This window comes from Pseudomonas sp. 05N434, from assembly GCF_056396965.1.
In genome coordinates this window covers 1-10,901 of the sequence record NZ_JBFTMK010000233.1, presented here as the reverse complement: position 1 = coordinate 10,901, position 10,901 = coordinate 1, and the positions used below count along the sequence as shown (strand labels likewise).

7 protein-coding genes are annotated in these 10,901 nt (G+C 59.3%); 6 read left to right on the top strand and 1 reads right to left on the bottom strand.

Features of this window, described 5'->3' with window-relative positions:
• Nucleotides 1–32: 32 nt before the first annotated feature.
• Nucleotides 33–3,518, bottom strand: a complete 3,486-nt coding sequence (locus tag AC1DLB_RS16045; protein ID WP_477785268.1) for an EAL domain-containing protein — start codon at nt 3,516–3,518, stop codon at nt 33–35.
• A gap of 450 nt (nt 3,519–3,968) precedes the next feature.
• On the opposite strand from AC1DLB_RS16045, the gene AC1DLB_RS16040 reads away from it, so the two are divergent.
• The 6 genes from AC1DLB_RS16040 to AC1DLB_RS16015 form a co-directional block, all read left to right on the top strand.
• The gene (locus AC1DLB_RS16040) at nt 3,969–6,170 is read left to right on the top strand and encodes a type VI secretion system Vgr family protein (RefSeq protein ID WP_018927758.1); all 2,202 of its coding nucleotides are present in this window, start codon (nt 3,969–3,971) and stop codon (nt 6,168–6,170) included.
• An 11-nt stretch (nt 6,171–6,181) separates the two neighbouring features.
• Nucleotides 6,182–6,628: a DUF6484 domain-containing protein gene (locus AC1DLB_RS16035; RefSeq protein WP_028940907.1), complete on the top strand. Its 447-nt coding sequence runs from the start codon at nt 6,182–6,184 to the stop codon at nt 6,626–6,628.
• A 15-nt stretch (nt 6,629–6,643) separates the two neighbouring features.
• Nucleotides 6,644–7,756, top strand: coding sequence for a DUF2169 family type VI secretion system accessory protein (locus AC1DLB_RS16030; RefSeq protein WP_477743980.1), 1,113 nt, complete (start codon nt 6,644–6,646; stop codon nt 7,754–7,756).
• Nucleotides 7,756–8,793, top strand: coding sequence for a hypothetical protein (locus AC1DLB_RS16025; protein WP_477745538.1), 1,038 nt, complete (start codon nt 7,756–7,758; stop codon nt 8,791–8,793). The genes AC1DLB_RS16030 and AC1DLB_RS16025 overlap by 1 nt, the downstream gene beginning before the upstream one ends.
• On the top strand, nt 8,793–9,968 hold the full coding sequence (locus tag AC1DLB_RS16020; RefSeq protein WP_477743978.1) for a PAAR-like domain-containing protein: 1,176 nt from the start codon (nt 8,793–8,795) through the stop codon (nt 9,966–9,968). Before AC1DLB_RS16025 ends, AC1DLB_RS16020 begins: the two co-directional genes overlap by 1 nt.
• Before the next feature lie 29 nt (nt 9,969–9,997).
• The coding region (locus tag AC1DLB_RS16015) for a WD40/YVTN/BNR-like repeat-containing protein (protein WP_477785267.1) at nt 9,998–10,901 on the top strand (904 nt) is incomplete at its 3' end.

Sequence of the window (10,901 nt, the reverse complement as noted above, 5' to 3'; positions counted from 1 at the left end):
GCTTCTGACACAACAGCGTTTTCACTAAGTCATTAACGCCCGGGCATTGGACTGCGTGGACGTTTTACATCGCGTTTTCGCCTTACCGTGTCAGGGCTGGTAATGCGGCTCGGTTGAGGTAATCGGGGCGTGCGCAGTAACAGACTGATTTCCTCTGCGCTGACCGCTCTGCTGAAAAAGTGGCCCTGAATTTCATCGCAGCCGTTTTCACGCAGGAAGGTTTGCTGCTCTTCGGTTTCGACACCTTCGGCTATGACCTTGAGGTTCAGTTGGTGCCCCAACGAAATCACTGCGGTAGCGATGGCTTTGTCGTTCTCGTTGTCGGGCAGATCGTGCACGAAAGACTGGTCGATCTTGAGCCTTGCGATGGGGAAGCTTTTCAATGCGGCGAGGCTGGAGTAGCCGGTGCCGAAGTCGTCGATCGACAGACTGATCCCCATTGATTGCAGTTCCTTCATTTTGCTGATGGCTTGCTGAAGGTCTTGCATGATCAGACTTTCGGTCAGCTCCAGCTCAAGGTACATCGGGTCCAGTCCGGTCTCTTGCAAGGCATGCCTCACCCGGTCGATCAGGTCCCTTTCGATGAACTGGCGTGCTGAAATATTCACCGACATGGTGATCGGCGGCCAGCCCGCATCCTGCCAGTCCTTGTTCTGTCTGCACGCGGTATGAATCACCCAATCGCCTATGGGCACGATCAACCCGGTCTCTTCGGCCTGCGGAATGAATTTGACTGGAGACACCATGCCGAGCTCGGGGTGCTGCCAGCGGATCAGTGCTTCAACGCCGATAATCTGACCTGTCTGCAAATCCACCTGTGGCTGGTACAGCAGCAGGAACTCGTCATGGTTGAGTGCGTTTCGTAGCCCGTCTTGCATGGCGAGCTTGCCCTGATCCTTGTTATTCATCTCGCTCGTATAGAACTGGTAACTGTTGCGACCCAGTTCCTTGGCCCGGTACATGGCGGCGTCCGCATTGCTGAGCAACGTGTCGGTATCGCTGCCGTCAGCTGGGTAGGTGGCCAACCCCATGCTGYAGGTGACGTGGAGTGTATGCCCGCTGAGCTGAATCGGCCGCAGGATGGCTTCCTGGATCTTGTGCAGGGCTGGAGTAACGCCGTCGAGGTCTGAGGGCTGGTCGAACAGGATGATCACAAACTCGTCGCCACCCAGTCGCACGACGGTGTCGGTGCGGCGCACACACTCCTGCATGCGCTGGGCGACGGTTTTCAGCAGTACGTCTCCAGCGCTGTGCCCAAGGCTGTCATTCACCAGTTTGAACTTGTCCAGATCGAGAAACACCACCGTCACCAGCCGGCTGTAGCGCTGGGCATACAGTATTGCCTGCTTGAGACGGTCTTCGAGCAGGGTGCGATTCGGCAGCCCGGTCAGTGCGTCATGGTCGCCCATATAGCGAATGCGCTTTTCGGTCAGTTGGCGTTCTATCGCAATACCGGCAAGAGGTGTCGCCATGTCGATCAGTCGCGTCTCGGTCGAGCTAGGGCTGCGGACGGTGTTGGAATACAAGGCAAACGTACCCAATACCTTTCGCTCATGGGACAGAATCGGCGTCGACCAGCAGGCGCGAAATCCATAGGGCGCAGCGGCTGATCGGTACTCCTCCCACAGCGGGTCCAGCTCGATATCCGTGACGATGACCGGTTCTCGTCGATACACCGCGGTGCCGCAAGAGCCTACGTTTGGACCGATCGCAATCCCGTCAATGAGCTGGTTATAGGCTTTCGGCAAACTGGGGGCAGCCCCGTGCAGCAGGTGTTTGCCATCCTCATCCAGCACCAGGATGGACACCATCATCCCCTCCAGTTGGGACTCGACCAGGTGAGCCAGGCTCTCGAGGACTTCTGCAAGCTCGGTGCTCCTGGCGATCAGCTCCAGGACATGACCTTGTCCGGCACGGATGATGGCTTCTTGCTCTAATCGGTTGTTTTGCAGGGCGAGCCGCTCTGTGGCGATACTCAATTGGACCGTCTTTTTTTCCAGCTGAAGACGGTCTTTGAGGAATTGATTCACCGCGCGAGCCATGTTGCCGATCTCGTCTTTCCCATGTTCCACCATCATCAAATGCGTTTTGTCAGTGCGTTCCTGACGCAATTGCCGGCTTATTTCATTCAGGCGCACAAGCACATGACGGCCCATGAAGACCCGGGTCACGAACCAGGCGAACACCAGGCTGGCGCCCAACATGATCAGCACCCATTGCTGGCTACGATTTGAGGCCTCGACCAGGCGCTGCACGGCTTCGCGATAGTCTTCGGTGTAAGCACTGGATTGCGCACGGGCCACCGCGACCAGAACCCCGGCCTCATTCTTCAACTCCTCATTGAAGCGCTGGATGACGTTGTGCTGATTGATGAGTCTCAGGCGCAGGGAGAAGAGATCGGCCGTCTCCACATCAGCGTCGGGTAATTTGCCTGCGGCGCGTGACAGGCGCTCATATCGGATCCGCAGCCGTTGCACGGCATCGCTGTCATTAGCCTGCGGCAGATCGAAAAGTAACACCGCCAGTTCCAGGCTGGCCCGGGTCTGGGTCGCGGTCAACCGGGCAGCGTGATCCTCCAGGGCTTGCTCGAAGGTGACCTCGGTCTGCAACAGGCTTTCTCGCAGTTGCGCAACGATGTTGGCGGTATTGCGGAACATCTGACTCGACTGATGCATGTCGAGTATCGCCTCGCCACTGTTCGCGGCAGTCAGCTCCTGCACCAGTTGATCAAGGGCTTCAAGCTGTTCGACGGTCGCCGCATAGCTTGAACGCAGGGCGTCGGGGGAACGGGTTGTCAGAAGCTGATCGGTCTGGCGTTCGATCAGCAAGGTCCGCTGCACCATGTCTTGCCCATTTTGCATGCGCACCAGTCGTTCATCCGTCAGCTGGCGGGTGGCGCTGTTTGACGTGCGCAACGCGTAGACCGCTGTGGCACCACCCGCCAGGATCAGCAGCGCCAGCGTCAGGAACGCCTTGGTCAATGAGGCAATCGAGTAGTCGAAATAGATATCGTTGATGGCCAGCGTGTGGGTCCAGCGCTTGCCATAGCGCTGAAGCAGCTCCTTGGTGAGCGCCGGCATCTTCTCGCCACTTTCGGAGATCGCCACATCGCGCACTTCCAGCAACGTACATTCTCGACAGGCCCGAATGACGTTTTCCATGGCCTTGGCTTTCGCCATGGCGATGCTGTATTTGGAGTCGGTCAGGATGACCACGCCGGCGTGTCCGTTTGACTGTGCCACTGCCGCCATGGCCGTGAGGCGAGCCACTTCGAGCGGGTCGGTCGTGACGTTCATGGCCACCGGCGTGCCGTCAATCGGCCCGGGGCGTGCCCCGGCGTGCCAGCCAACCACCGGCACATCCCTGTTGGCGAAGAGGATCAGCGCCGCATTGTTCTCAAGGGCATCGGAACCGCACAGAATGAGGCCGTCGGGTTTCTCTGCCAGCGCATCGGAGAAGGCCTTTGCGCGCCCGGCCGATGATCCAGCGCCATCGAATATCTTCAGCGTCCAGCCCATCGCCTTGGCTGCCTCGCGAGCGCCCTGCGCGACACCGACGATGTTCTGCTGTCATCAGGTCTTCGGTGGTTAAAAGTGCGCGAACTTTAGTTTTACAGTACTCATCCTTTACGCAACTTTGAAAGATGCTCTTCATAAGCACGACTGAATTCGCGCCTGAATAAATTGCGCGGGTACTCACTTTTTAGAATAAAGCCTATAACCAAAGATACTAAATAATGACCTCCGATCACCGATCTTGAAACGCCTCGGTGTTCACCCCACTGGTCGGAGAGTTTCTTGACAAGCATTGAACAGCGCTAACACTTCCTTGAATTGTAAGGATTAGAGATAACGCCAAAGAGGCGTTGGGCAAAAGGTTAATCCGCTGGAAACGGATTCAGTCGTACGTTGCGTTATGTATTCGAGACGGCCGACTGACGCCCAAACACGAGGCAGAGGAAGCCGTGCATGGCAATCACGCAAAACAACCGTTTGGTGCAGGTAAACTGCCCCCTCGGCGGCGATGTCCTGCTGCTGCGGAGCATGGAAGGCAACGAAGAATTGGGGCGGTTGTTCCACTATGAATTGAACCTCACCTCCGAAGACCGGGCGATCACRTTCGACCATTTGCTGGGCAAGCCGATGGGCCTGACCCTGGAGCTGCACGACGGCGGCAAACGCTACTTCCACGGCATTGCCTGCAGCTGTCGACAACTGACCGGCCATGGCCAGTTCGCCGGCTACCACGTCAGCCTGCGGCCCTGGTTCTGGCTGCTCACGCGCACCTCGGATTGCCGGATTTTCCAGAACAATACGGTGCCGGACATCATCAAGCAGGTGTTCCGCGACCTCGGTTTTTCCGATTTCGAAGACAGCCTGAGCGGCAGCTACCGCCAGTGGGAATATTGCGTGCAGTACCGCGAAACCAGCTTCGATTTCGTCAGCCGCTTGATGGAACAGGAAGGGATCTATTACTACTTCCGCCATGAGCAAGCGCGTCATGTACTGGTGTTGGCCGACGCCTATGGCGCCCACTCCACGGTGGCAGATTACGACTCAGTGCCGTTCTACCCGCCCGATCGGCAAATGCGCGAGCGCGATCATTTCTACGATTGGCAACTGACGCGGGAAGTCCAACCCGGTTCGCTGGAGCTCAACGATTACGACTTCCAGCGACCCCGCGCCAACCTTGAGGTGCGCTCCAGTGTGTCGCGCAGCCACAGCAACGGYGACTACCCGCTCTACGACTACCCCGGTGAATACGCACAGAGCAACGACGGCGAGCACTATGCGCGTACCCGCATCGAAGCCATCCACAGCCAGTTCGAGCGCGTACAACTGCGCGGCCGTGCCCGCGGACTGGGCTCCGGCCACCTGTTCTCGCTGACCGGCTATGAGCGCGAAGACCAGAACCGCGAATACCTGGTGGTCAGCGCGCGCTACCACATCCACCAGGAGCCCTATGAAAGTGGCACCCAGGATCTCTCCGAGCAGTTCGTGGGCGAACTCGCTTGCATGGATGCCAGCCAGGTTTTCCACCCCCTCCCCCTGACCCCCATGCCGATTGTCCGAGGGCCACAGACCGCGGTGGTGGTCGGCCCCAATGGCGAGGAGATTTGGACCGACCAGTATGGCCGGGTCAAAGTGCACTTCTACTGGGATCGCCACGACCAATCCAACGAGAACAGCTCCTGCTGGATGCGCGTCTCCCAGGCCTGGGCCGGCAAGAACTGGGGGGCGATGCAGATCCCGCGAATCGGTCAGGAAGTGATTGTCAGTTTTCTCGAAGGCGACCCGGATCGGCCGATCATCACCGGCCGCGTCTACAACGCCGAACAGACCGTGCCCTACACGCTGCCGGCCAATGCCACCCAGAGCGGCGTGAAGAGCCGTTCAAGCAAGGGCGGCTCACCGGCCAACTTCAATGAAATCCGCATGGAAGACAAGAAAGGCGCGGAGCAACTGTTTATCCACGCCGAGAAGAACCAGGACATTGAGGTCGAGAACGACGAGACCCACTGGGTCGGCCACGACCGCAGCAAGAGCATCGACAACGACGAAACCGTGCACGTCAAACACGACCGCACCGAAACCGTCGATAACAACGAGACCATCACCATTGGCGTCAACCGTACGGAACGCGTCGGCAGCAACGAGACCATCAACATTGGCAGCAACCGCACGATCAGCGTCGGCGCCAACGAAACCGCGACCGTGACCCTGCAGCGCACCCATGCGGTAGGTATCAACGAGACGATCGCCATCGGCGCAGCGCAGGAAGTTGTCATCGGTGCCTTTCAAACGGTGAATGTCGGGGCCTACCAAAACGTCAATGTGGGCCTCTACCAGTCGACCAATGTGGGCGCCAACCGCTCGGTGGACGTGGGTGCCAATCTTTCAACCACAGTAAAGGCAAACGAATCGCGCAAGGTCGGTGCAGGACGCACGACCGATATCGACAACAACGATGCGCTGACGGTGGGCAAGGACCTTGTCATCGATGCCGGTGACTCGGTGACCATCACCACCGGCAAAGCCAGCATCGTCATGAAGAAGGACGGCACCATCAGCATCCGCGGCAAGGACATCACCATAGACGGCTCTGGCGCGATCAACATCAAGGCCAACAAGAACGTGGTGATCAAGGGACGCAAGATCCTGCAAAACTAGGAGTCACGCGTATGACGGTTCAATACCCACTACCCACCCAGGCCCGCATCGATGGCGTGGTCATCGGCGTCCTGCTCGACCTGCCGCAAGCCAGTGCGCCCCTGGTGACCTACCCCGGTTGCCCCGAGGAACAGAGCATCGCCGCCCGCAGCACCACCCTGCTCGCCCCTGCAGACATCGGCACCCAGGTGGCGCTGATGTTCGAAGATGGCGACCCTTTCCGCCCGCTAGTGATCGGCCGCCTGCTTGGCCAGACCGCGGCGCCCGCACCGGTTGCCTGCGTGCAACTGGACGACCAGCGCCTGGAATTGAGTGCCGAACGCGAGATCGTGCTGCGTTGCGGCAAGGCCAGTATCACCCTGACCCGAGCGGGCAAAGTGATTATCCAGGGCGCCTACCTGTCCAGCCGCTCCAGCGGGGTCAACCGCATCAAGGGTGGTTCGGTGCAGATCAACTAGACAGGTATTCGGCCCATGGAACTGCTCAACGCCAGCAAACTGCTTGCTGCCTATACCCAGGGCACGGAGCCCGATGGCCGCGAATCCCTGGTGGTGGTGGCCAAAGGCACTTTCAATCTGCCGCTGGACGGCCGCGCGGCGACCCTCGCCGACAGCCAGCAACCGCTGCTGATGGCCGATACCTTCCTCGGCGAGCCTGGTCTCAGCGCCCCGCTGCAGGAAATGGACTTCGCCCCGGTCAAGCCATTCTGCGATGTGCTGGTGCGCGGCAAGGCCTATGCCCCAGGCGGGCGGCCCGTGAGGCAACTGGCTGCGGGCATTCGCGTCGGTCAGATGAGCAAAGCCTTTTCCGTCCTCGGCCCCCGGCAGTGGCAACCGGGGCTGTTGGGCGTTTCTCCCGGCTTACCGCAGCCCTTCACCGAGCAGCACATCTCTTATGCCCAGGCCTTTGGCGGCAGTCATCCGATGGCCAAAAACTCCGAAATGCGTCACTGCTACCTGGACAATCCGACCGGTTGTGGCTGGTTCCCAAGCCGCATGGGTAGTGCTGACATCGTTGGCATGCCGATGCCGAACACCGAGGAATTGGGCAAGGCGATCGACAGTCCCTCTGGCGACTACCGCCCGATGGCCCTCGGCCCCATCGGCCGTAGCTGGCCGCAACGCGCCCGCTTCGCCGGTACTTACGACGAGGCCTGGTTGGCCGACTGCTTTCCGTTTCTGCCGGGTGATTTCGACCGCCGCTACTTTCAGGCGGCCCCTGACGATCAGCAGATCCACTATCTGCGAGGCGGCGAGGACGTGCTGCTGCTCAACCTCACACCCCTGGAGCGCGCGGGCTTTCGCATCCCCGAAATCGACGTGCCGGTGACCTTCTTTCTGAAAAAAGGTGGTCATGAGACTGTGCAGGCGGTGATCGACACCCTGCTGATCGACACCGACGCGCTCCAGGTGCAACTGACCTGGCGTGTCGCCCGCCCGCTACGGCGCAACATGTTCGAGATCGCTCAGGTGCTGGTCGGCACGATGTCCACGGGCTGGTGGCGCGCCCGTGAACTGGGCAAGGATTACTACCCGTCGCTCTCCTCCTTGGTAAAAGACAAGCACGCACCCGAGGAGACGGACTGATGACCACGCTTTGCATCATCGGCTCCGGCATGGTCAGTGCTGTCGGCCTCAGCGCACCCGCGAGCTGCGCGGCGATCCGCTGCGCCATCGACAATTTCCAGGAAACCCGCTTTATCGACCAAGGCGGCGAATGGCTGATTGCCGCCAGCGTGCCTTTGGAACAGCCATGGCGCGGCCGCACCAAGCTGATCAAGATGGCCGCCCGGGCCATCGCCGAGGCGCTGCAAAGCACCCCCAACGTCGACCCGGAAAAGACCCCGCTGCTGCTGGGGGTGGCGGAAGTCGAGCGCCCCGGCCGCCTCGATGGTCTCGATAAGGAGCTGCTGCACGCCATCGAAGCCGAACTGGGCCTGCGCTTTCATTCCGGTTCCAACGTCATTGCCCGTGGTCGGGTCAGCGCTGCCGTGGCCCTGCTGAATGCGCGCACGCTGATCTACCAGGGCGGCCATCGCCACGTGCTGATTGCCGGCGTCGACTCCTTCCTCAGCGGACCGACCCTGGCCGCTTTCGAAGCACGCGAACGCCTGCTCACCAGCCAGAACTCCAACGGATTTATCCCCGGCGAAGGCGCCGCCGCCGTGGTGCTGGCCGCCCCCGTTGCCAGCAAAGAGCCGCAATTGGCCTGCATCGGCCTGGGGTTCGGTATGGAGAAGGCCACGGTGGAGGCCGAAGACATTCCCTTGCGCGCCGATGGCCTGACTCAAGCCGTACGCGCCGCCCTGAGCGAAGTCGGCTGTGGGTTGGAGCAAATGGATTATCGGCTCACCGACATCTCCGGCGAGCAGTACTACTTCAAGGAAGCGTCCTTGGCCCTGAGCCGCACCCTGCGCGTGCGCAAGGAGTTCTTCCACCTCTGGCACCCCGCCGACTGCATCGGCGAAGTCGGCGCCGCCATCGGCCCGGCGATGCTCGCCGTGGCCCTGGCCGCCAGCCGCAACGGCTATGGCGAAGGCCCGAATATCTTCTGCCACTTGGGCAACGACGCCGGCGAACGCGCCGCCGCGATGCTCAGTTACCAGACTGTGAGGGCTGCGTGATGGCGAATGAGGTCTACGCCAACAATATGGAGGTTTCTTGCAAGGCGGCGGCTGGCAAGTCGATCGCCTGCTTTCCGGATGTCTGCTTCACCCCGCCTCAGGCGCCCCCCACGCCAACCGGAGTGCCCATCCCCTATCCGAATACMGGTATGGCCAAGGACACGACCAAGGGCAGTCGTACGGTGAAGATCAGTGGTAAGGAAGTGATGCTCAAGAACAAGAGTTACTTCAAGACCAGCTATGGGGATGAGGCCGGTTGCGCGCCGAAGAAGGGCGTGATCACCAGTAAGATCAAGGGCAAGGTGTACTTCACCTCCTGGTCGATGGATGTGAAGTTCGAAGGCGAGAACGTAGTGCGACACATGGACCTGACAACCCACAACCACGCATCATCACCTGGTAACACGCCAACGTGGATGCATGTGGATGCGATAGCGTTCGACACCAGCGAAGGCCAGGTCTGCAAAGACGAGCAAAACGCTGCCGAGGATAAATGCAAGGATGCGAAGATACGTCCCAAGCGGGAGACCGCGAGAGGCAACAAAGTACCGGATGGAATGGATTGCGACGATGAATGCAAGAAAGCCAAGGCATGCGTGCTCAAACCGAAAAAAAAAGACAAGAGTTTTTGCTGTCACCCGGAGATCACAGGTCACCACCTGATCGAGGTACATTGTTTCTCTAAGACGGGGGAACGTGGCACTGCCTTGACTGGCTTCGAGAAGTACAAGCAAGACAACGCGCCGTGCGTGTGTGCATCCCAGTCGCGCGACGACGGTACCCATGGAATCCTCCATGCGGTCCAGGGCCAGATGGAGGCGGCCCACAACGACGGTCCGGTGTTGCAATCCTGGCCGGACTCCGGTGACAAGATCAAACCAGGCAGCGACCAGCGACTACCCGCTAATGCCAAATGGACTTACAAAAATGCCCGTGAAGCAGGTGCACTTGCCCACAGTACGGCATTCCCTCATTGCAACTCGAAGTGCATAGCCAACCAGCTGGACGACTATCACCAGAAAAAATGTGACATGGAAGACAACACACCAGTGCGCAGCGATCCAGGCTCGGACAAGCGCTCTTCCGGCACGCTGACTGCCACGCAGCAGAACGCCGTCGACCAGGCGATCGAGGCCATCAAAGGCATCACATCCAACGCCCACTCTGCCGCTTAATTTTCAATTTCAAGAACGATAGGTTTGCTATGTCTAACGAATACTCCTTCCTTTCCGGCTTCATGCAGAGCCGCAATGTTGGTCGAGTCATCGCCCAAGTCGATGTATTGAAGGAAAGTGGCTCGACCGCCTCCAAACTGCTCAAGTGGGACAGGTCCCAGAACCGCTGGTTCTCCTTCAACCTCGAGTGGCACGCCACGCGAATCTGCGCAATTGAAGTACCGGAAATCATGGTTTTCGCTACAGGTCCAGACGGTATTGTGTCAGTCAGCACAATGGTTGGCTCAACCGAAGAAGAGATCGACGACTCGCTCGATGGCCCTGCTCGTCGCGGTCCTATTCGGGATCTGCAACTCATCAACGGTGTTCCCTACGCCACTGGCATGGGCCGCCAGGTTTACCGTCGCGAGGGACCAGCCAAATGGACGCGTCAGGACCAGGGAGTGGTTTTACCCAGAGGCGAGATTGAACTATGCGGTTTCAACTCCATCGACGGTATCAGAGAAGAAAATCTCTATGCCGTCGGATTCAATGGCGAAATTTGGCAACGCCTGGAAGGCAAATGGTTCAATCGGGAAAGTCCAACCAATCTCGTATTGCATCGGGTCAARGTCGTTCGCGAAGATTTAGTGTTTGTATGCGGGCAGATGGGCACTTTGCTGCGTGGCGATGGTTCGCAGTGGGAAGCCGTTGGACAGGACGCAACCAGCGAAGACCTCTGGGGTATGGAGTGGTTCAACGGCGAGCTCTATTTGGCCTGTGATTCCGGTCTATTGCGCCTCGACGGCAATGACAATCTGGTTGCAGTCGACATGAATTTGCCCAGTAAGCCCAGTAGCCGCCATCTCCATGCAAATGATGGTGTTCTCTGGTCCTGCGGACCGAAGAACGTAGTCTGGACCGAGGATGGGCAGCGTTGGACCGAGGTGACCC